Genomic DNA, 19,998 nt, shown 5'->3' with positions numbered 1-19,998 from the left:
GCCTCGACCGGCGGTGCCGGGCGGGGCGGATCGGCGCGCCGCCGATCCGCCCCGCCCTCGGGGCTCAGGTGAGCAGTTGACCGCCGTCGACGGCGAGGCTCACGCCGGTGATGTGACCCGCGTGCTCGCTCGCGAGGAACACGACGGCCGGCGCGATGTCCGTCACCTTGGCGAGATCGCCGAGTGGGATGCGGCTCGACCAGGCTTCGCGCGCCGGCGACCCCTCGGGCATGCCCATCTCGAGCATCGGGGTGAGCACGGGGCCGGGGGCGACCGCGTTCACCCGGATGCCGTGCGCGGCGAGCTCGATGGCGGCCCACCGGGTGACGGAGTCCACGGCAGCCTTGCTCGACTCGTAGGCGCCCATGCCGGGGGTGGGCTGGCGGCCCCCGATCGACGAGATGTTGACGATCGTGCCGCCGCCTCCGGCCGCGATGCGGTGCTTCGCGAAGGCCTGGATCATGGTGAAGGTGCCGATCACGTTGACCTCGAGGATCGAGCGGTAGGCCTCGGGCTCGAGCTCGGTCACGGCGCCGTGCACGGAGAGGATACCGGCGTTGTTGACGAGCACGTCGACGCCGCCGCGTTCTGCGAGGCCCTGCAGTGCCTGCGCGACTGCGGCGGCGTCGGTGATGTCGAGGGGGAGCGCTTCGGCTCCGAGCGCCTCGGCTGCGGCGGTCACGGCCTCGGCGTCGCGGTCGGCGAGGATCGCTCGGTCGCCCGCCGCGATGAAGGCGCGGGCGATGCCCTGCCCGATGCCGCCGACGCCGCCGGTGACGAGGACGGTGCGGAATCCGGCGCTGCCGGGGGTGGGTGAGGTCACGGTGACTCCTTCGTCGATGCGGATGTGGGGGTGATCCGAGCGTTGCTGGGAGCAGTGCTGGATCGATCCTCATTTATATTATACGATCGTAGAAAATAAAGGGGCAACGGGTTCGCGACAGCGGCTCCGGATCCCGAAGCGCAGACTGCGAGGAGGCGGTTGTGGAGTTCAACGGCAAGGTTCCCACTCGGAAGCTCGGACCCGGCGGGCCGGAGGTGCCGGTCTTCGCGCTCGGCTCCTGGAACATCTGGGATCGCATGGAGGCGGCGGATCGCCTCGCGCTCATCCGCCGCGCCGTCGACGTCGGGTCGGCGTTCTTCGACGTCGCCTACTACAACATGGGCCCGCACGCCGAGGCCTCGCGCACCGACCTGCTCTTCGGCGAGGCGATCCGCGAGCTCGGCCTCGCCCGGGCCGACTACCAGCTCTGCGGCAAGCTGTGGCTGTGGGAGTACCCCCAGACCGGCTTCGCGGGGCAGATGGACGTGTCGCTCGAACGCATCGGAGCGGGCGCCGGCGGGCCCGACAGCTTCGACACCGTCGTCGTCGGCGACTTCATGGGCGACATCGACATCGCCCAGGTGGTGCGCGACGTGCAGGCCGAGATCGACCGCGGCAGCTTCGCGAGCTGGGGCGTCAACAACTGGCCCGCCGAGTCGCTGCAGCTCGCCCTCGACACCGCCGCGGCCGAGGGTCTCACCCCGCCCTGCTTTGCCCAGCTCAAGTACGGGCTCGTGCGGCGCAGCATGGCCGAGGGGGAGTTCTACGGCCGCTGGTTCGAGGAGGGCGCGCTCGCGCTGCAGGCCTCCAATGCGTTCGAGGGCGGCATCCTCGTGGGCAAGCTCAACCCGCAGCGCAAGATCGGCGCCGACGTGGGTGGCATCCGCGAGCGCATCGTCGCCGCCTACCCCGAGGTGCAGCGCATCGCGGCCTCATTCGACGCGACCCCCGCGCAGCTCGGCATCGCGTTCTGCCTCGCGAACCCCGCGACCGCGAACGTGCTCTTCGGCACATCGAGCGTGCGCCAGTTCGATGACAATCTCGGCGCGATCACGCTGCTCGAGAGCGTCGGCGCCGAGCGGATCCGCGAGGCCGCGGCCGGCCTCTGGCTCGACCGCGAGGTGCGCGCCGACGGCGTCTGGGCCCCGCCCGCCGCCTAGCCGCCGCGGCCGCCCGGCGGACGCGGCCGCCCGGCGGCCCGCTGAGTCGGCCTGTTCGTACCGAGTCGGCCCGGAATTCACGCGAATTCCGGGCCGACTCGATGCTTGGGGGCCGACTCGATGAGCAGCCCGCCGGGGCGGTGCCCCTACTGGGCGAGGAAGTGGATCGCGGCCTCGCGGAACTCGGGGCTGTCGAGCGCCGCCCGGTGGTCGCCCGGCACGTGGGTGAGCGAGGCCTGCGGCAGCGCGTCGGCGAGCTGTTCGACGTCCTGCGTCATCTGGTCGTCGCTGCCCGCGACGAGGAGCGTCGGCACCTCGGGGCCGCCCTGCTGCGGCGCGAAGGGCTCGCTCGCGAGGCCCGGGATCAGCTTCGCGAGCGACGCGGTGTCGCGGCCGGGCGCCGAGATCATGCCGGCTATCATGCCGACGAGGGGGTTCGCGGGTTCTGCACCGCCGAGCACGGCGTCGAGTTCTGCGGGGTCGACCGCGGTGAACGGCTCGAAGACGCTGAGCCCGCCGAGCACGAGGCGCCGCACGCGGGGCGACACGGCGGGCAGCTCCCACGCGAGCCGCGATCCCAGCGAGTACGCGATGACGTCGAGGTCGCCCTCGGGGGCGACGGTCGCGGCGGCATCGAGGATCGCCGTGACGACCGCCGAGGTCGAGGCCTCATCGGCCGTTGCGACGGCGGGGCTGCCGCCGTGGCCGGGCAGGTCGACCGCGATGACGGTGCGGCCCGCGGCGACGAGGGCCTCGGCCCAGCCGGTGGTGAGGAAATCCTCGGACGCGCTCGACGCGAAGCCGTGCAGCAGTACGACCGGGGGCTGCTGCGAGCCTGCGGCGGGGAAGTGGTGGACGCTGAGTGCCATGATCGACCTTTCGACGGTGAAACGGTGAAACGGTGGGACGGGATTCGGTGAGGCGGCTGGATGCTCGCTCGGAGCGCGGGCCGCGATCGGCTCTGCCCGGCGCCGCCTGCGCGGCCCGGGAGGGCGAGCGGCCTGATCCGCCATCTCTATTTTTCTATGTTAGTAGAAAATAAACTTACGCACCGCTGGACTTTTTATGTCTACGTATGTAGAGTTTCCGGCAGGCCACACCACGGACACCGTCGTCCCGTTCGACCGGGGCGGCCCTGAATCGTAAGGAACGACTCGCATGACCGCAACCCCCACCCGCATCGTCGACATCGCTATCGGCTTCATGGGCGCGAAGCAGCTCGACAACGCCGCCCGCATCGGCCTCTTCAAGGCGCTCGCCGAAGGCCCCAAGAACCTCTCCGAGCTCGCCGCCGCAACGCAGCACTCCGAGCGCCAGGTGCGCACCCTCGCCGACGCGATGAACAGCCTCGGCCTGCTGCGCCGCGAGAACGGCGTCTACTCGCTCGAGGCCGACGCCGAGAAGTACCTCTCGGGCAAGGGCGAGATCGACCTCACCCCCTTCATCGCCTTCCTCGGAGACATCAGCTACAAGCAGTGGCTCGGCTACGAGAAGACCGTCGACTCCGACGAGGCGGGCACCCTCGACCTCGACGAGGCCGGCTGGGGCGACTTCATGGCCGGCGTGATGACCTACAACGCGCTGCACGCCGAGCAGTTCGGCGAGGCCTTCGACTTCTCGCAGTACCGCAACGCCCTCGACTTCGGCGGGCTCGCCGCCGGCTTCTCGGTGGCCGCCATGCAGCAGAACCCCGAGCTCACCACCCGCTTCGTCTACGCGCCCGGCTTCACCGACGGCATCGCCCAGGCCGCCGAGGAGGCGGGCGTCTCCGACCGCATCGCGCTCGAAGAGGGGCCGACCGAGTCGACCGAGCCCGGCGGCGAGCACGATCTCGTGCTGCTCACCCACGTGCTGCACCGCTTCGACGAGGCGCAGAACCAGGCCATCCTGCGTGCCTCCCGCGGCGCCGCAGCAGACGGCGCCACGCTCATGCTGCTCGACTTCTTCCTCGACGAGGACGAGACGCAGCGCCCCATCGACGCGCTGCACGCCGGCGAGTACTTCAACATCGACGGCACGGTCGTCTACCCGATCGCGCAGGTCGAGGGCTGGCTGGCCGAGAGCGGCTGGAAGTTCGACCGCCTGGTCGCGCTGCCCGGCAGCCCGCGCGTGCTCGTCGCGACCGCGGTCTAACAGCGCCCGCAGAGGCGGGGTGCCACGGCTCCGACGCGTCGGAGCCGTGGCACCCCGCCTCGCGCCGGGCCCGGCCGGGTCGCGGCGATGATCACTGGAGGATCGCAGAATGCCCGTCATCGAGACCGTGCTGGCGCCCGTCGAGGCGAGCTCCGCGGGGCTCGTGCTCGCCGCCGAAACCCTGCTCTGCGCCCCTGCGGAGCGACGCGGCAACGCCGGGGTCCCCGCCGGCGACGCCGAGTTCGAGCGCAGCCCCGTCGACATGCCGGCGCTGGGCCGGCTCATGCTGGGAGCGGTCAACACCGATGACCGAACGCTCGCGGCGCCCGATGCCGAGGCCGCGCTCGACGCGCTCGCGGCCGCCGTGGGCGAGGGGCCGGTGCCGCTGCTCATCGCGCTCGCCGGGCACGGGTCGACAGCCCGCCCGGGCGCGCTCGCGTGCCTGAGCCGGGCGAGCGGGATCGCCATCGTGCGGGGTGCCAACGGTGCCGAGGGCACCGGCGGTACCGGCGGTACCAACGGCGCTAGCGGCGCCGACGCCGGCTCCGATGGCGATCCGGATCCCGAGGTCGCGGCCGCCCGCATCGCGGCCGAGCTCTCCGCCGATGAGCACCCCGCGGGGATCGTCGGCGCGATCCCGCTGCCGGGCGTCGACGCCCCGGACGCGCAGCAGGATCGCGCCTGCGCGGCGATCCGATCCGCCGCAGCCGCCGCCCATGCCGGAGGGGTGAGCCTCGTGCTCGCGCCCGCAGCCGACCCGTGGGCCGTCGCACCGGCGCCCGCGGACGGCGCCGAGCGCTTCGCCGTGCTCGCACGGGCGCTCCGCGCCGTCGACGCGGCCGGGCTCGACCGCTCGCGCGTGATCCTCACCGGGGCCGCCGGCCTCATCGCGAGCGACCGGGGCGACGGAGCCGACCTCCACCGTCTCGACGCACTCCTCGATCTCGGCCCGACGGTCTGCTTCGACGACCTCGGGCGCATCCCGAACGTGCGCACCGTCGTCTCCGACCACGACATCGCCGTCGCGATCCTGCGGGCCGCCGAGCGCGGCGCGGCGAACCGCATCGTGCTCAGCAGCGGGATCCGCAACAAGCACCGGCTCACGGCCTTCGGCGGCAACGGACTCGAGTTCGCGGCGACGCAGTTCCTGCCCTACCTGCGCATGCTGGGAGCCGACGACGCAGTCGTGAGCGCGGTCGGCGGCGGCAACGCGGCCCGGATGCTCGCACGCACCACGAACGAGGGAGCAGGGGAATGACGGATCGCACCACGCAGGCGGCGCCCGCGCTCGACGGGCTCGAGATCCCGAACCTCGAAGGGCTGGTGCAGACCGTGCTCGGCCCGGTGCGCCCCGAGCAGCTCGGCCCCACCCTCATGCACGAGCACATCTTCCTCGACATCAGGCGCCCCGCGCACACCGCGAACCCCCGTCCGGGGGAGTGGGACGCGGCGGCTCGGGATCCGCTCACCCTCGACGCGCTCGCCGCCGTGCGCCGCGGCCGCCCGAACGTCGACAACGACGTGCTCGGCGACTTCGACACCGCCCTCGACGAAGTGGGCGACTTCGCGCGCCAGGGTGGCGGCACCATGGTGGAGGTGACCCCCAGCGGCGTCGGCCGCGACGCGCGGGCGCTCGCGAGGCTCAGCCGCGCATCGGGCCTGCACATCGTGATGGGGGCCGGCTGGTATCAGAAAGACCTGCACCCTGTCGGCTTCGCCGAGCGCAGCCTCGACGAGCTCACCGCCGAGATCGTGCGCGACATCGTGACCGGTGTCGACGGCGCGAGCCCGGGCGCCGCGGCCTCTGGGGCCGCGATCCGCTCGGGCATCATCGGGGAGGTGGGCGCCGAGGGCGACCCCGTCGATCCCCAGGAGATGCGCAGCGTGCGGGCCGCGGGCCGCGCCTCCGCGATCACCGGCGCCCCGATCACCCTGCACATGGGCGGCTGGGGCGAGGCGAAGCTGCGGGTGCTCGACGCGCTCGAGGAGGAGGGGGCGGATCCGCGCTCCGTCGTCTTCGGGCACGCGGGCACCATCGCAGACGACATGGACCTCGCGCGCCGTCTGCTCTCCAGGGGCGTCGCCGTCGAGGCCGACTTCCTGGGCACGACGGGCAGCCCGTGGGGCACGCTCTTCCCGTTCACCGATCGCCCGGTGGCGCGCGGCTTCGCCGAGCTCGTCGCCGACGGCTGGGGGTCGCAGCTCGTGCTGGGCGGCGACGTGTGCCAGCGCGTGCAGCTGCGGCGCTACGGCGGGCACGGCTACGGCTACGTGATGGATCACTTCCTGCCGGTGCTCGCCGAGTTCGGCGTCGCGCCCGAGACGATCGACCGCATCATGGTGGAGAACCCGGCGCGGGTGCTCGCCTTCCGGGCGCCGCGGGGGCGCTGAGGCCGGAGCGCAGGAAGCCCGGGTCGCGCCCCGGGTCGCCAGGGCGTCGCAGGGCGTCAGGGGCGGCGCAGGCGCGCGACGAAGTCGGTGACCTGGGCGTCGAGCACGGCGCTGTTGAGATGCTCCGGGCTCACGACCCGGGTGACCGTGGCGCCGATGTTCATGAGCACGATCTCGCTGACGAGCTGCTCGTCGGGCGTCTCGGTGACGATGTCGCCGTCTTCGCGTCCCTCGCGCAGGTACTGCAGGTATCCGGCCTTCCAGCTGGTGAGATGCTCGCCGTAGTCGTGGTCGATCTCGCTGCTGAACGCGCACCGCTCCCAGAACGAGAGCAGCACGCGCGCCGCGGTGGCGTCCTCATTGGTGGGCAGCGTGTAGCGCATCGACATCTCGAGCGCCTCGATGCCGCGCTTGCCCTCGACGTGCGCTGCGAGGCGGCCCTGGATGCGTGACAGCGAGCGCTCGTACGCGCCCTCGATGATGGCGTCCTTGCCCGAGAAGTAGTGCTTGAGGGCGCCGTTCGCGAAGCCGGCCCGAGCGGCGATCTCGCGCATGGTGGCCGCTTCGATGCCGCCCTCCACGATGAGCTGCCAGGTGACGTCGACGATCTCCTTGCGGCGCTGATCGTGGTCGATGATCTTCGGCATTGAGGCATCCTCCGGCAAGCGTTGGCTTTCTCCTCCAGTGTAGACGAAAAACTGCCGAGCACCCCGAGACGCACCGCGTCCCGGCGATCCGCCCTCCTGCGCGTGCACTCCTGCGCCCGCCCTTCGCTCGAAAGGCGAAAAACGCATGGGAATCCGCGGCCCGGGCTGCGTTTCTCGCCTTTCGGTGCTCTCGGCCGGGGCGCGCCCGCCCTGAACCGTCGATTGACCGGAGCGGCAGGGGGCTTGCGCCTCCGAGCACGACTCCGGGGCCGCTCTCGACGCGGGGGCACCGCTGATGGGAGGCTGAGCGGGGTGCGGCGAAGGAGCCGCACGCGAGAGGAGTTCTGATGTCGGAGCATTCTGGATCTGCGCGCGCACCGAAGAGCGCGATCGTGGTCGGCGCGGGATCGGCCGGCTCGGTGGTCGCCCGCCGGCTCGCCGATGCCGGGGTCGAGGTGACCCTGCTCGAGGCGGGCGGGGAGGACACCAACCCCGCGATCCACGATCTCAGCCGCATGGGCGAGCTGTGGCACTCGTCCGACGACTGGGACTACTACACGACGCCGCAGCCGGGCGCGAACGGTCATCGTCTGCACTGGCCGCGCGGCAAGGTGCTGGGCGGCTCGCACTCGCTGAACGCGATGATCTGGGTGCGGTGCGTGCCGCAGGATTTCGACCACTGGGCTTCGCTCGGCAACGACGGCTGGTCCTGGGATGACGTGCTGCCCGTCTACCGCGCGATCGAGAACTACCGCGGCGGCGGGGAGCCGGCGCTGCACGGCGCGGAGGGGCTGCTCGACGTCACCGACGAGTACGAGCTGTCGCCGATCCAGCAGTCGATCATCGACGCCGCGGTCGAGGAGGGTCTGCCGCACAACCCGGACTACAACGGCGCATCGATCGAGGGCGTCGCGCAGCAGCAGATCACGGTGCGCGACGGCAAGCGCTTCAACACGTACATGGCGTATGTGAAGCCGGTGCGGGATCGCCTCACCCTCGAGGTGGGCTGCCACGTGCACGAGCTGATCTTCTCCGACGACGGGGCCGACGACACCGCGGGCGAGCGCCCGCGCGTGGTGGGGGTGCGTTTCGCGCAGGGCGGCGAGGTGCGCGAGCTGTTCGCCGACGAGGTGATCCTCGCGGCGGGCGCGATCGATTCGCCGCGGGTGCTGCTGCGCAGCGGGATCGGCCCCGCCGATGAGCTGCGCGAGGCGGGGATCGAGCCCCGCGTCGACCTCCCCGGTGTGGGCAAGAACCTGCACGACCACTATCTCGCGCCCGTGATCTTCGACACGGAGAAGCCGATCGACCCGCCGCGCGAGGGCGTGTCGGTGACGCAGACGCACCTGTTCTGGAAGAGCCGCGAGGAGCTGGATCGCCCGGATACGCAGCCCATCAACTTCTCGGTGCCGATGTACGGCGATTTCCTGGAGCCGAAGGGCGCCAACGGCTTCTCGCTGATGGCGGGGCTCGTGACGCCGGAGTCGCGGGGCGAGATCCGCCTGTCGGGCCCGAACCCGGAGGATCCGCTGGTGATCGACCCGCAGGCGCTCACGGCCGAGCACGATGTGGAGTCGCTGGTGGCGTCGGTGCGGCAGTGCCGGCGGATCGGCAGCCAGGCGGCGCTCGCCGCCGCGCCCGACGAGGGCGGCTGGGGTGCGACCGAGGTGTACCCGGGACCCGAGGTGGGCGACGGCGATGATCTGATCGACTACGTGCGCAACACGGTGGCGACGTACCACCACCAGGTCGGCACCTGCAAGATGGGCGTCGATGAGCTGGCGGTGGTGTCGCCGCGCCTCGCGGTGCACGGGGTGGACGGGCTGCGCGTGATCGACGCGTCCGTCATGCCCCGGGTCACGACGGGCAACACGAACGCTCCTGCGGTGCTGATCGGCGAGCAGGGCGCGAAGTTCGTGCTCGCCGGTGAGCGCTAGGCGGATCGCGGTGGCGTCGCCGGGGGTTCCGGCTCTCGCGCCGGGTCTGTTCGAGGGCCGCACCGTGCTGATCACGGGCGGTACCTCGGGCATCGGCCTGGCGGCCGCCGAGGCGTTCGCGGGGCTCGGCGCGCGCGTGGTCGCGGCCGGGCTCGGCGCGGAGCGGGCGAGGGTCTCGCCGGGTCTCGATGTCGAGCTGGTCGAGGTCGACGTCACCGACGATGCCGCATTGCGCGGCGTGGTCGCCGGGTTCGACAGGCTCGACGTGCTCGTGCCGGCCGCGGGTATCAGCCTGGGGGAGCGCGAGCTCGAGTGGGAGGCCTTCAACACGGTGCTCTCGATCCAGCTGGCCGCGGTGTACCGCGTCGCCGAGCTGACGCGTCCGCTGCTCGCAGCGTCCGGCGGGTCGGTGATCACGATCGCGTCGATGTTCGCGTTCTTCGGGGGTGGCTCGCGGGTCGCCTATTCGGCGGCGAAGGGCGGCGTGGTGCAGCTCACCAAGTCGCTCGCGGAGGCCTGGGCCGGTGACGGCATCCGGGTGAACTGCGTGGCGCCCGGGTGGATCGAGACGCCGCTCGCGGACGGGCTGGATGCACGTGCGAAGGAGCGGATCCTGTCGCGCACGCCGCTCGCGCGGTTCGGGGCGGCGTCGGAGGTGGCGGCGGTGATCGCGTTCCTCGCCTCGGATGCGGCGTCGTTCATCGACGGCGCGGTGCTGCCGGTCGATGGCGGCTACCTGACGACGGCGGTCTGAGCGGGAGGCGCCGGGAGTCTCCCGGCGCCCTCGCCCTTCCGGCGCCCTTCCTGCCCCGGCGCCCGGCCGTGTCAGGCGGCGACGGTGCGGAAGCCGGCGTTGCCCATCGTGGAGTCGGGGGTGTTGCTGGAGCGCGCCGAGTTGCGGTAGCGGTTGCAGTACGAGGGGTGGCAGAGGTAGCTGCCGCCTCGCAGCACCCGGCGCTCGCCGCCGCCCTCGCCGCGGCGCTCGCCGCCGAGCGGGTCGTCGCCTTCCGGCCCGCGCGGGTTCGCGAGCGGGGCGACGGTGTAGTAGTCGGGGTCGAAGCGGTCGGCGCACCACTCCCAGACGTTGCCGACGGACTGCCAGAGACCGTAGCCGTTGGGGGCGAAGGAGCGCACTGGCGCGGTGCCGATCCAGCCATCGGCGGCGGTGTTGTGTGCGGGGAAGACGCCCTGCCACACGTTGGCGCGCCAGATGCCGTCGCTGCCGTCGATCGGGTCGTCGCCCCAGGGGTAGGTGGCCCCTGCGAGCCCGCCGCGGGCGGCGCGCTCCCACTCGGCCTCGGTGGGCAGGCGCCGCCCGGCCCACGCGCAGTAGGCGAGGGCGTCGTGCCAGCTGACGTGCACGGCGGGGTGCTGATCGAGCCCGGCGAGCGACGAGGCCCGGCCGCCGGGGTGCCGCCAGTCGGCGCCGCGCACCCCGATCCACCAGGGCGTGCCGGCGATGGGGCCGGCGATGTCGGCGGTGGGGGCTGCGACGAGCAGGTGGAAGACCGCGGAGGCACCGGTGCGTTCGGCGTCGGTGACGTACCCGGTGTGCTCGACGAAGCGGGCGAACTGCGCGTTCGTGACCGGGGTCGCATCGATTTCGAAGGCGTCGAGTTCGACGCGGTGGAGGGGGAGCTCGCCGTCGGCGGCGAGGCCGTCGCCGGAGGCGTCGCCCATGGTGAAGGTGCCCGCCGGGATGCGGCACTGCTCGATCTCGTGCGCTCCGGCCGGGGCGGGAGCGAGAGGCCGCACTTCCAGGTTGAGCGGTGCAGGGGGCTTGGAGCCTTCCGCCGCCTCGGCTCGCGCCGGCCCGCAGCAGTGCGGAGTGCTGTGCGCGTCGTTCACGGGACCACGACCTCGGCGAGCGGGCCGGGCGCCCGGAGCGGCGCGTCCGCGTCATGGCCGGCTGCACGGTCGCCCGTGGGGCGCGAGGCCGAGCCGATGCTCGCGAGCAGGGTGTCGAGCGATGCGCGCATGCGATCGTCGGTGGCGAACTCGGGCATGAGGAGCTTGATGGTCTGCCAGCCCATGTTCGCCGCGGCGATTTCGTCCGAGGCCGTGGTCAGGTCGATGCGCTCGGGGATCTCGCCAGCCTCGCGGGCTTCTTCGAGCATGCGCATGATGCTCGTGCGCCAGCGTTGCGCGTGCTCCCGCTGCGTCTTCCAGAAGGGGCGGTGCTGCGCGGCGTGGTTCCAGAACGCGAGACCGACGCGTGCGTGCAGGGTTCCGCTGTCGCCGAAGGGGAGGACGGCGAGGCAGAACTCGCGCAGGGCGTCGATCCCGGTCCGCCCCGAGGTGCGGGCCGCGATCGTCGTGTCGGCGAGTTCTCGGGTGCGGAGGAAGGCTGCCATGAGGAGCGATTCCTTGTCGGGGAAGTACCTGGCGAGCGCGCTGTGCGTCGTGCCGACCTCGGCGGCGATGCGCCGCATGGTGAGCTGGTCGAAGCCGTCGCGCGCGATGATCTGCCAGGCGGCCTCTGCGATCTGCTCGCGGCGGGCGTCGTGGTCGACGATCTTCGGCATGGGTCTCTCGATTCGGGGCTGGGGTGCTCCCAGCGTATCGAGTGATTCATTTGTGACCAAATGGTCTCGAAAGTGTGTTACGTTTTGGAGACCGATTGGTCTCTAACGTGGAGGAGTGCAAGGTGCAGCGACCCGAGGCGCGTGGATACGAGGGGTTCGGGGGAGCCGTGGAAGAGCTGGCCTCGGCCTCGACCCCCTGGTTCCCGGAGCCCGTTCGCTCAGCGACCGGAGCGCCGAACATCGTGGTGATGCTCGTCGACGATCTCGGCTTCAGCGATCTCGGACCGTTCGGGGGCGAGATCGACACCCCGCACGTCGACCGTCTCGCGGAGCACGGGTGGACCTTCACCGGCTACCGCACCGCGCCCCTCTGCTCGCCCGCCCGAGCCTCGCTGCTCACCGGGCTCAACCCCCACCGGGCGGGGTTCGGCCTCGTCGCTCACGTGGACCCCGGCTATCCCGGATACACCTGCCAGCTCCCCGAGGACTCCGCGACCCTGCCCGAGTCGCTGCGCGCCGGGGGATACGCCACCTTCATGGTGGGCAAGTGGCATCTCACCGTCGAATCGCGCATGCACGACGGCGCCGACAAGTCGTCCTGGCCGCTGCAGCGCGGCTTCGACCGCTACTACGGCTGCATGGACGGATTCACCACCCAGTACCATCCGCACCGTCTCGTGCGCGACAACTCGGTGGTGGATGTGCCGGAGTTCGCCGACGACTACTTCCTCACCGACGATCTCACCGAGCACGCGATCGCGATGATCGACGAACTGAGGGTCAACGACGCCGAGAAGCCGTTCCTGCTCTATTTCGCGCACACGGCGGTGCACGGTCCGGTGCAGGCGAAGCCCGCCGACATCGAGAAGTATCGCGGCCGCTACGAGGCGGGTTGGGATGCGCTGCGCGCGGAGCGCTTCGCGCGCCAGCGGCGGATGGGGATCGTGCCGGAGGGAGCGATCCTGCCCGACGACGATCGCGCCGGGGCGGGGCGGATCCCCTCCTGGGAAGAGCTCGGGAGTGCGGAGCGGGAACTCTTCGCACGGCATATGGAGGTCTACGCCGCATCCGTCGATGAGGTGGACCAGAGTCTCGGGCGCCTGATCGCGCGCCTCGAGGAGCTGGGCGAGCTCGACAACACGATCATCGTGGTCGCGAGCGACAACGGGGGCACAGCGGAGGGCGGATCGGGCGGCACTCGCAGCTACTTCTCGCAGTTCGTGGCCGGTCTGCCGATGCCGGAGGACTGGGTGCGCGATGTGCCGCGGTCGGTCGACCTCATCGGCGGTCCGCGCGTGCACGGCCACTACCCTGCCGGGTGGGCGCGCGCGTCGAACACGCCGTTCCGCTCGTTCAAAGGCTCGCTCTACGAGGGCGGGGTGCACGCGCCCCTCATCGTGTCGTGGCCCGCGGCCCCCGCGGAGTACGGTCCTGCGGGGAAGCGGCACCAGCAGGCCTTCGTGTCGGATCTCGCCCCGACGCTGCTCGAACTCGCGGGCGTCGCCCCTCTCGCTCACCGCGCGGGGCGCCCGACGCTCGAACTCGACGGGGCCAGTCTCGCGCCGATGCTGCGGGATCCTGCTGCTTCCGGTCGTGAGCGCCAGTACTTCGAGGTGGCCGGATCGCGGGCCCTGGTCGACGAAGGCTGGAAGGCGATCGCGCCGGCGCCCCCGACCGCGGGCGTCGCCGACCCGGACGGCTGGGAGCTCTATCACCTCGCGGAGGATCCCACTGAGACCCGCGATCTGTCGGCGGAGCAGCCGCGGCGACTGGCTCGGCTCGCGGAGCGGTGGCGCGGGGAGGCGTGGCGCAACACCGTGTTCCCCATCGCCGATGACGGATCCCTGTTCTCCAATCGCCCGGAGACCGAGCTGCCGCTTGCGGCGCCGGTGACGCTCGTGCCGTTCCGTCCGCCGCTGGAGCGCTTCCGCGCGGCGCAGCTGACGGTGCTGAAGTCGTTCGCGGTGGAGGCGTCGCTCGTGCTCGGCGAGGGTGCGGCCGGTGCGGTGGTCGCGCACGGCGATCAGGGCGGCGGCTATCTGCTGGCGATCGAGGACGGCGCGCCGTTCGTCTCCTACAACGCCTACGGCGAGATGCACCGAGCTCGGGGCGGGGCGCTCGAGCCCGGAGCGCGCGAGCTCGTGCTGCGCGTGGATGAGCTCGAGGGGCTGCGCTGGCGGCTGCGGCTGGAGGTCGATGGGGTGCTCTCCGCCGAGATCCCCCAGGTGCCGATGCTGCTGGGCATGGCGCCGTTCACCGGGATCAGCGTGGGCTACGACTACGGCGGGCCCGTCGACTGGGAAGTGCACGAGCGGCACCGCACGTTCCGCTTCCGCGGCGGCGCCATCGCCCGCCTCCGCTACGTGCCCGGAGCCCGTTCCCGCCACGATCGCACGGTCATCCACGCGATCGGCGCGGCGGCCGTGGCGGTGTCCGAGTAGCTCCTCGCCCGCAGATCTCTCGCAAGACCAACCCAACCCAACCCAACCCAACCAACACCCTTCTCGAAAGGAACACCATGAAACGCATCCTCGCCGCCGTTGCCGGGGTCGCCGCCGCAGGTCTCGTGCTCACGTCGTGCGCGAGCGGAGGCGACGGCGCCGCCGCAGACGGCGGGCAGTCGAACGCTCCCTCGGAGCTCAAGGTCGGCAACTTCCTCGATCTCGTCACCTGGGATCCGAGCGCCGCGGACATCGGTTTCAACGGCCCCTACCTCTCCGCGGTCTACGATCCGCTCATCGCACTCGACGGCGAGGGCCAGCCGGTGCCCGCGCTCGCCACGGGCTGGGAGGTGTCCGACGACTCGCTCACGATCACGATGGACATCCGGGACGACGCCGAGTTCTCCAACGGCGAGAAGCTCGACGCCGATGCGGTCGTCGAGAACCTGGAGTTCCTGCAGACGGGCATCGTCTCGCAGGAGGCCTACTTGAACGTCGACGGCTTCGAAGCGGTCGACGCCGACACCGTGGAGATCCGCATGAAGAAGCGGGATGACCGGCTGCTCTACTTCATGGGTCTCGGGCGCAGCTACATGATCGCTCCGTCGGTGATCGAAGCCGGCACGGCTGCCGAGGCGCCCGTGGGATCGGGTCCCTACACGCTGAGCGATGCCACGGTGCCCGGGGCGGAGTACCGCTTCGACAAGGTGGCGGGCCACTGGGCCGCCGACGAGTTCGCGTTCGACACCGTGACGATCGTGCCGCTGCAGGATCCCGCGGCGCGTCTCAACGCGATGGAGGCGGGTCAGGTCAACGTCATCTTCGCCGATGCGTCGATGCTCTCGACGGCCGAGTCCAACGGGTGGAGCGTGGCGCGCAAGATCGCCTCGTGGGCCGGGCTGCGGATCAACGATCACACGGGGAGCCAGGTGCCCGCACTCGGTGACGAGCGCGTCCGGCAGGCGCTGAACTACGCCTTCGACGGCGCTTCGCTGCTCGACACCGTCGCTCAGGGGCTCGGGGAGCCGAGCCGTCAGGTGTTCGCCGTGGGGTACCCGGGCTACGACGGCGCCATCGACGAGCGCTACGCGTTCGACATGGCGAAGGCGAAGCAGCTGCTCGCCGACGCCGGCTATGCCGACGGCTTCGAGATCGCGATGCCGATGGCGCCCGCGTTCCAGCCGTGGCAGCCGATCGTGGAGCAGACCTTCGGCGAGCTGGGCATCCGTCTCACCTGGGACGAGTACCAGATGGCTGACTACCAGTCGAACGCCGGCACCTATCCGATGTTCATCGTCTCGCTGGCGGTCGACTCCGATCCCGTGGCGACGATCGCCCGTCAGCTGACCGTGCCGCAGTGGTACAACCCGGAGCCCGACATCTCGGAGTTCCCCGAGTTGCAGGCGCAGGTCGACGCCGCGCTCGCGGCTCCCCGCGGTGATGAGCAGAACGCGGAGATCGTCGAGCTCAACGAGATGATCACCGATGCGGGCTGGTTCGTGCCCTGGTACCAGTCCGACAACGTGTTCCTGACCGATCCGGGCATCGAACTCACCCCGGTCACGGGGATGATGTTCCCGACGCTGCGGCAGATCCGGCCCGCGGGCTGATCGCGGCGTCCTGCGCTCGGCGGCCTCGCGCGGATCGATACTCTCGGGATCCGCGCGGGGCCGTCGTCACGTCGCCGTCAGCCCGGCCTCCGGCCCGCGGTCAGCGCGCAGCGGTCAGCGCGTCGCCGACAGCTCGGCGATGATGGAGTCGATGCTGGCGATGATGCTGGTGTCGTTCGCGGCTTCGGGCACGAGTACGGCCATCATCTGCCAGCCGGCGTTGTGCGCGGAGACGCGGTTGACGGCGTTCTCGATGTCGATCCCGGGAGCGAGCTCGCCGTCTTCGCGCGCCTCGGTGAGGAAGCGCCGGATCAGGCCGCGACGGCGCGCGATGTTCTCGTGGTGGATCTCCCAGAGCTCGGTGTCCTGGGCGGCGCGGTCCCAGAAGGAGAGCACGACGCGGGAGCGCTGTGGGCCGTCGGCTTCGAGGGGCATGAGCTCGAGGAACATCTGCCGGAGGGCCTCGAGCCCGCGCACGCCCCGGGTGCGGTGCAGGGTGTGCTCGTGGGATTTCTGGAAGACTTCGAGGAATGCGGCTGTGAGCAGGCTCTTCTTGTCGGGGAAGTAGCGTGCGATGGCGCCGTGGGCGTAGCCGGCTTCGGCAGCGATCTCGCGCATGGTGACGCGGTCGAAGCCGTCCCTGATGATGATCTGGGTGACCGCCTCGACGATGTGCGCGCGGCGCTCGTCGTGGTCCACGATCTTCGGCATGTGTCTCCCTTCTCCCTGAATTCTAGGGAGGTCCTCCAGTCTCAACGCATTGCCGCGGTTTTCGTCACCGTGTGGTGATTAATCGTTACCCGAGCGTTATCGAAAGTGGACGCTTGGAGATTATTCTTTAGTCACCGAATGGTGATTAATGGAAACGGTGCGCGTCATCGCTGCCGCCCCGGCCGACGAAGGAGTCGAAACACATGAAGAAGATCAACCGCCTGGTGGGCGCGCTCGCGCTCCTCCCGGTCGCCGCGCTCGTCCTCTCCGCCTGCTCCTCCGGGGGAGCAGCCGAAGCGCCCGCCGACGGCGGCAGCGGCGAGCTCACCACTCTCAAGGTCGCCACGATCGGCCTCACCTCCGACGGCAGCCTCATCGGCGGCATCGAGCAGGGCTTCTTCGAGGAGGAGGGACTGAAGATCGAGACCTCCGTCGTCGCGAATCCGCCTGCCGGCCTCGCCGCCGTGCAGAGCGGTCAGGTCGACATCGCCTACTCGCCCAGCATCCCGCTGCTCAACGCGCTCAGCCAGGGCGTCGACATCAAGGTGATCGGCGCCGCCGACGGCTACCCCGCGGATGCCTCCGAGATCGACGATCCCGCGAAGTTCGACGACACCGGGCTGTTCGCCGCCGTGGGCAGCGACATCCACTCGGTCGCCGACCTCGAGGGCAAAACCATCGCGGTGCCGGCCCGCAAGGCCCAGCTCGAGGTCGTCATCGCCGGTGAGCTCGAGAAGGAGGGCATCGACCCCGCGACCGGTGTGAACTGGGTCGTGCTCGACTTCACCTCCGCGGTGGCCGGCCTGCAGAACGGCACGGTCGATGCTGCCGGACTCGTGAGCCCCTTCACCACCGAGGCCGCTTCGGCCGGGGCCGAGCAACTCTCCGCTCCCTCCATCGGCTTCTTCGAGACCGGCGCGACCGGCCTCTGGACCGCCGGCGCGGGCACCGTCTCGCAGAAGTCCGAGGCGATCGCCGCCTTCCAGCGGGCCATCGTGAAGTCGAACGAGTGGGCCACCGAGCACCCGGAGGAGGCGATTCAGGCCGGCCTCGACTACACCGACTCTCAGCTCACCGTCGATCAGGTGAAGGTGCCGGTGTGGCCGACCGTCGTGAACCCCGAGGATCTCGAGCGGCCCAACAAGAAGATGGTGGCCCTCGGCTTCCTCGCCCAGCCGGTTGATCTCGCCGGTGTGATCGTCTCGGAGTGACCCCGTGCAAGACTCTCGACTGCTGAAGTGGGGGATCGGCGCCCTCGGCGCGCTGATCGCGCTCGGCGTCTGGCAGCTGGCGGCGGCGGGCCCTCTCGCGGGCTCGCCGCTGCCCACCGCGGGCGAGGCGATCGGCGAGCTGAGCCGCCTGGTCGTCACGCCTGAGATGTGGTCCGCCACCTGGGACACCGTCTCGATGGCGATCCTGGGGCTCGCGATCGCGACCGTAGCCGGCGTGCTGCTCGGGATCGGCGTCGGAGTCTCGCCGCTCGCGATGCACGCCACCCGCGTGCCGCTCGAGTTCCTGAAGCCGATTCCCCCGATCGTGATCCTGCCCGTCGTGGTGCTCGTGCTGGGGCCGACGGCGGGGATGGGCGTCTTTCTCGTGTTCATCGGCTGCTTCGTCTCGATCGTCGTGCAGGCCTCCGCGGGCGTGTTCGACACCGATCCCGTGGCGAAGGCCACGGGCCAGTCGTACGGGCTGAGCCGCGCATCCATTCTGTGGAACATCGTGCTGCCGAGCGCGCTGCCCTACATCGGTACGGCCGTGCGGGTCGCCGCACCCACCGCGCTCATCGTCGCGGTGGTCGCGGGCCTCATCGGCGGTGGCCCCGGTCTCGGCCAGAGCCTCGTGCAGACCCAGATCACGGGCAATCAGCCGCGACTCTTCGCCTACGTGCTCGTGCTCGGCATCCTGGGCCTCGTCGTGCAGGGTCTCAGCCAGTGGGGCGAGCGCCGCCTGCTGCACTGGCACCCCCAGTACCGGAAGCAGGTGTCCTGATGACCATGACGTCGACCGTGCTCATCCGCACGCGCGAGGCGCGACGGCAGCAGCGCAGCGGGCTCCCCAAGTGGGCGCTGATCGGTGCGGAGATCCTCGTACCGATCCTGCTCCTGGCCGTGTGGTGGTTCGCCTCCGCGAACTCCACCAACACGTTCTTCCCTCCGCTGCAGACGATCCTCGAGCGCCTGGCGTCGCTCGCCGCGACCCCCGCGTTCTGGGGCGACGTGGGATCCTCGGTGGGCAATCTGCTGCTCTCCTTCGCGCTCGCCTGCGTGATCGGCGTGGGGCTCGGCATCGCGCTCGGCATGTCGCGCTGGCTGTCGTGGCTCGTCGAACCGACGATCCACTTCTTCCGCGCGATCCCGCCCGTCGCGCTCGTGCCCATCTTCGTGTCGCTCATCGGCTTCGGCAATGAGACGCGCATCCTCTCGATCACCCTGTCGGCGGTGTTCCCGGTGCTGATCTCGACGATCGACGGCATCCACGCCGCGGATCCGGATCGCCGCGCCGTCGGCCGCATCTACCGTCTGGGCGGCTGGGACCGGATCTTCTCGGTGGCGCTGCCGGAGGCGAGCCCGCGCATCCTCTCGGGGATGCAGGTGAGTCTCATCACCGCGTTCGTCGTGATGATCGCGAGCGAGATGCTGGGATCGTCCATCGGGCTCGGCGCCCGCACGCTGCTCGCGCAGCAGTCGTTCATGATCGCCGACATGTGGGTCGGCATCCTCGTGCTGGGCATCATCGGCTACGTCGCCACCGCCCTGCTCGCCACCTTCCGGCGCCGTGTGCTGCGCTGGTACATCGCCATCCGACAGCAGGAGAAGAACCTATGACCGCCACCGTCGCAGCCGAGGCCGTGCCCCGCCTGAGCGTGCAGGGCCTCGCGAAGACCTACGACACGAAGAAGGGCGCGGTGCCGGTCATCGCCGACCTCACCTTCGACGTGCACGCCGCCGAGATCGTCTGCATCGTGGGCCCGTCGGGCATCGGCAAGACCACGCTGCTGAAGTGCCTGACGGGGCTGCAGTCGATCACCTCGGGGTCGGCGCGGATCGACGGCAAGCAGATCGACGGCCCGCCGGAGGAGATGGCGCTCGTGTTCCAGGAGTACACGCGCTCGCTGATGCCCTGGCTCACGGTGGAGAAGAACGTGCGCCTGCCGCTCAAGCATCTGCGCCTGCCGGCTGCGGAGCGGGAAGAGCGCATCCGCGCTGCGCTCGCCGCGGTCGGGCTGGCGGGGGCGGAGTCGAAGTATCCGTGGCAGCTGTCGGGCGGCATGCAGCAGCGCGTCGCGATCGCCCGCGCCATCGCGTACCGCCCCGAGGTGCTCATCATGGATGAGCCCTTCGCCTCGGTCGACGCGCAGACCCGCTTCGAGCTCGAAGACCTCTGCCTGAAGATCCGCGACGAGTTCGGCATGACGATCGTGGTCGTCACCCACGACATCGACGAGGCCGTCTACCTCTCCGACCGCGTCGTGGTGCTCGGCGAGCGGCCGGCGCGGGTGACCGAGATCATCGACATCGGATTCGGCCGCGAACGCGACCAGATCGCCACGCGGGCGACGCACGAGTTCGCCGAGCTGCGCACGGCGGTCTTCGAGCTGATCCGGCGGGCGGGGTAGC

The 19,998-nt window shown here is 70.9% G+C and carries 18 protein-coding genes; 12 read left to right on the top strand and 6 right to left on the bottom strand.

Going from position 1 to position 19,998, the window contains the following annotated elements; genetic code table 11:
* Positions 1–64: 64 nt before the first annotated feature.
* Complete coding sequence (locus H629_RS0100485) at positions 65–823, bottom strand: SDR family NAD(P)-dependent oxidoreductase (RefSeq protein ID WP_024355396.1); 759 nt, start codon at positions 821–823, stop codon at positions 65–67.
* 161 nt (positions 824–984) lie between these two features.
* On the opposite strand from H629_RS0100485, the gene H629_RS0100480 reads away from it, so the two are divergent.
* Complete coding sequence (locus H629_RS0100480; RefSeq protein ID WP_024355395.1) at positions 985–1,983, top strand: aldo/keto reductase; 999 nt, start codon at positions 985–987, stop codon at positions 1,981–1,983.
* 146 nt (positions 1,984–2,129) lie between these two features.
* Here the strand turns inward: H629_RS0100480 and H629_RS0100475 are convergent, their stop codons facing one another.
* Positions 2,130–2,852, bottom strand: a complete 723-nt coding sequence (locus H629_RS0100475) for an alpha/beta fold hydrolase (protein ID WP_024355394.1) — start codon at positions 2,850–2,852, stop codon at positions 2,130–2,132.
* 289 nt (positions 2,853–3,141) lie between these two features.
* Between H629_RS0100475 and H629_RS0100470 the strand changes: the two genes are divergently transcribed.
* The 3 genes from H629_RS0100470 to H629_RS0100460 all read left to right on the top strand — a co-directional run bounded on the left by H629_RS0100470 (position 3,142) and on the right by H629_RS0100460 (position 6,507).
* Positions 3,142–4,116, top strand: a complete 975-nt coding sequence (locus H629_RS0100470; RefSeq protein WP_024355393.1) for a methyltransferase family protein — start codon at positions 3,142–3,144, stop codon at positions 4,114–4,116.
* Between the two features lie 109 nt (positions 4,117–4,225).
* Complete coding sequence (locus H629_RS0100465) at positions 4,226–5,374, top strand: phosphotriesterase family protein (protein ID WP_024355392.1); 1,149 nt, start codon at positions 4,226–4,228, stop codon at positions 5,372–5,374.
* Entirely contained in the window at positions 5,371–6,507 is a 1,137-nt protein-coding gene (locus H629_RS0100460) for a phosphotriesterase family protein (protein WP_024355391.1), read from the top strand. Before H629_RS0100465 ends, H629_RS0100460 begins: the two co-directional genes overlap by 4 nt.
* 56 nt (positions 6,508–6,563) lie before the next feature.
* On the opposite strand, the gene H629_RS0100455 is transcribed toward H629_RS0100460, so the two are convergent.
* Positions 6,564–7,154 carry a TetR/AcrR family transcriptional regulator gene (locus H629_RS0100455; protein WP_024355390.1) on the bottom strand — a complete coding sequence of 197 codons (591 nt, stop codon included), beginning with the start codon at positions 7,152–7,154 and terminating at the stop codon, positions 6,564–6,566.
* Between the two features lie 347 nt (positions 7,155–7,501).
* Here H629_RS0100455 and H629_RS0100450 point away from each other — a divergent pair, with 347 nt between their 5' ends.
* Together H629_RS0100450 and H629_RS0100445 are read left to right on the top strand one after the other, a co-directional pair.
* A complete protein-coding gene (locus H629_RS0100450; RefSeq protein ID WP_024355389.1) occupies positions 7,502–9,091 on the top strand; it encodes a GMC family oxidoreductase in 1,590 nt (529 codons plus the stop codon).
* A gap of 10 nt (positions 9,092–9,101) precedes the next feature.
* Positions 9,102–9,845, top strand: a complete 744-nt coding sequence (locus H629_RS0100445; protein WP_024355388.1) for an SDR family NAD(P)-dependent oxidoreductase — start codon at positions 9,102–9,104, stop codon at positions 9,843–9,845.
* A gap of 71 nt (positions 9,846–9,916) precedes the next feature.
* Here H629_RS0100445 and H629_RS0100440 read toward each other — a convergent pair whose 3' ends face one another.
* Both H629_RS0100440 and H629_RS0100435 read right to left on the bottom strand, forming a co-directional pair.
* Entirely contained in the window at positions 9,917–10,939 is a 1,023-nt protein-coding gene (locus tag H629_RS0100440; protein WP_024355387.1) for a formylglycine-generating enzyme family protein, read from the bottom strand.
* The gene (locus H629_RS0100435; RefSeq protein ID WP_024355386.1) at positions 10,936–11,616 is read right to left on the bottom strand and encodes a TetR/AcrR family transcriptional regulator; all 681 of its coding nucleotides are present in this window, start codon (positions 11,614–11,616) and stop codon (positions 10,936–10,938) included. The genes H629_RS0100440 and H629_RS0100435 overlap by 4 nt, the downstream gene beginning before the upstream one ends.
* A gap of 122 nt (positions 11,617–11,738) precedes the next feature.
* Between H629_RS0100435 and H629_RS0100430 the strand changes: the two genes are divergently transcribed.
* Both H629_RS0100430 and H629_RS0100425 read left to right on the top strand, forming a co-directional pair.
* The gene (locus H629_RS0100430; RefSeq protein WP_029746369.1) at positions 11,739–14,057 is read left to right on the top strand and encodes an arylsulfatase; all 2,319 of its coding nucleotides are present in this window, start codon (positions 11,739–11,741) and stop codon (positions 14,055–14,057) included.
* A gap of 77 nt (positions 14,058–14,134) precedes the next feature.
* Positions 14,135–15,667, top strand: coding sequence for an ABC transporter substrate-binding protein (locus H629_RS0100425; RefSeq protein WP_024355384.1), 1,533 nt, complete (start codon positions 14,135–14,137; stop codon positions 15,665–15,667).
* A gap of 114 nt (positions 15,668–15,781) precedes the next feature.
* On the opposite strand, the gene H629_RS0100420 is transcribed toward H629_RS0100425, so the two are convergent.
* Positions 15,782–16,378, bottom strand: a complete 597-nt coding sequence (locus tag H629_RS0100420; RefSeq protein ID WP_024355383.1) for a TetR/AcrR family transcriptional regulator — start codon at positions 16,376–16,378, stop codon at positions 15,782–15,784.
* 203 nt (positions 16,379–16,581) lie between these two features.
* Here H629_RS0100420 and H629_RS0100415 point away from each other — a divergent pair, with 203 nt between their 5' ends.
* From H629_RS0100415 to H629_RS0100400, 4 genes are read left to right on the top strand one after another with little or no spacing between them, the layout of a single operon-like run.
* Positions 16,582–17,589 (top strand): ABC transporter substrate-binding protein, encoded by a 1,008-nt coding sequence (locus tag H629_RS0100415; protein ID WP_024355382.1) that lies wholly within the window; start codon positions 16,582–16,584, stop codon positions 17,587–17,589.
* 4 nt (positions 17,590–17,593) lie between these two features.
* The gene (locus H629_RS0100410) at positions 17,594–18,370 is read left to right on the top strand and encodes an ABC transporter permease (RefSeq protein WP_024355381.1); all 777 of its coding nucleotides are present in this window, start codon (positions 17,594–17,596) and stop codon (positions 18,368–18,370) included.
* Positions 18,370–19,206, top strand: coding sequence for an ABC transporter permease (locus tag H629_RS14695; RefSeq protein ID WP_024355380.1), 837 nt, complete (start codon positions 18,370–18,372; stop codon positions 19,204–19,206). Before H629_RS0100410 ends, H629_RS14695 begins: the two co-directional genes overlap by 1 nt.
* Positions 19,203–19,997, top strand: a complete 795-nt coding sequence (locus H629_RS0100400; RefSeq protein WP_024355379.1) for an ABC transporter ATP-binding protein — start codon at positions 19,203–19,205, stop codon at positions 19,995–19,997. The genes H629_RS14695 and H629_RS0100400 overlap by 4 nt, the downstream gene beginning before the upstream one ends.
* Position 19,998 lies beyond the last annotated feature (1 nt).

The sequence above is a fragment of the Leucobacter chironomi DSM 19883 genome (assembly GCF_000421845.1).
In the GTDB taxonomy this organism is placed as follows: Bacteria; Actinomycetota; Actinomycetes; order Actinomycetales; family Microbacteriaceae; genus Leucobacter; species Leucobacter chironomi.
Note: the sequence above shows the minus strand (reverse complement) of the source record. Positions and strands in the feature narration are given on the sequence as shown.

Excerpts from the sequence above, each read along its gene's own strand:
- H629_RS0100475 (WP_024355394.1), bottom strand. The coding sequence starts at position 2,852 with ATGGCACTCAGCGTCCACCACTTCCCCGCCGCAGGCTCGCAGCAGCCC.
- H629_RS0100470 (WP_024355393.1), top strand. The coding sequence starts at position 3,142 with ATGACCGCAACCCCCACCCGCATCGTCGACATCGCTATCGGCTTCATG.
- H629_RS0100465 (WP_024355392.1), top strand. The coding sequence starts at position 4,226 with ATGCCCGTCATCGAGACCGTGCTGGCGCCCGTCGAGGCGAGCTCCGCG.
- H629_RS0100460 (WP_024355391.1), top strand. The coding sequence starts at position 5,371 with ATGACGGATCGCACCACGCAGGCGGCGCCCGCGCTCGACGGGCTCGAG.
- H629_RS0100455 (WP_024355390.1), bottom strand. The coding sequence starts at position 7,154 with ATGCCGAAGATCATCGACCACGATCAGCGCCGCAAGGAGATCGTCGAC.
- H629_RS0100450 (WP_024355389.1), top strand. The coding sequence starts at position 7,502 with ATGTCGGAGCATTCTGGATCTGCGCGCGCACCGAAGAGCGCGATCGTG.
- H629_RS0100435 (WP_024355386.1), bottom strand. The coding sequence starts at position 11,616 with ATGCCGAAGATCGTCGACCACGACGCCCGCCGCGAGCAGATCGCAGAG.
- H629_RS0100425 (WP_024355384.1), top strand. The coding sequence starts at position 14,135 with ATGAAACGCATCCTCGCCGCCGTTGCCGGGGTCGCCGCCGCAGGTCTC.
- H629_RS0100420 (WP_024355383.1), bottom strand. The coding sequence starts at position 16,378 with ATGCCGAAGATCGTGGACCACGACGAGCGCCGCGCGCACATCGTCGAG.
- H629_RS0100415 (WP_024355382.1), top strand. The coding sequence starts at position 16,582 with ATGAAGAAGATCAACCGCCTGGTGGGCGCGCTCGCGCTCCTCCCGGTC.
- H629_RS14695 (WP_024355380.1), top strand. The coding sequence starts at position 18,370 with ATGACCATGACGTCGACCGTGCTCATCCGCACGCGCGAGGCGCGACGG.
- H629_RS0100400 (WP_024355379.1), top strand. The coding sequence starts at position 19,203 with ATGACCGCCACCGTCGCAGCCGAGGCCGTGCCCCGCCTGAGCGTGCAG.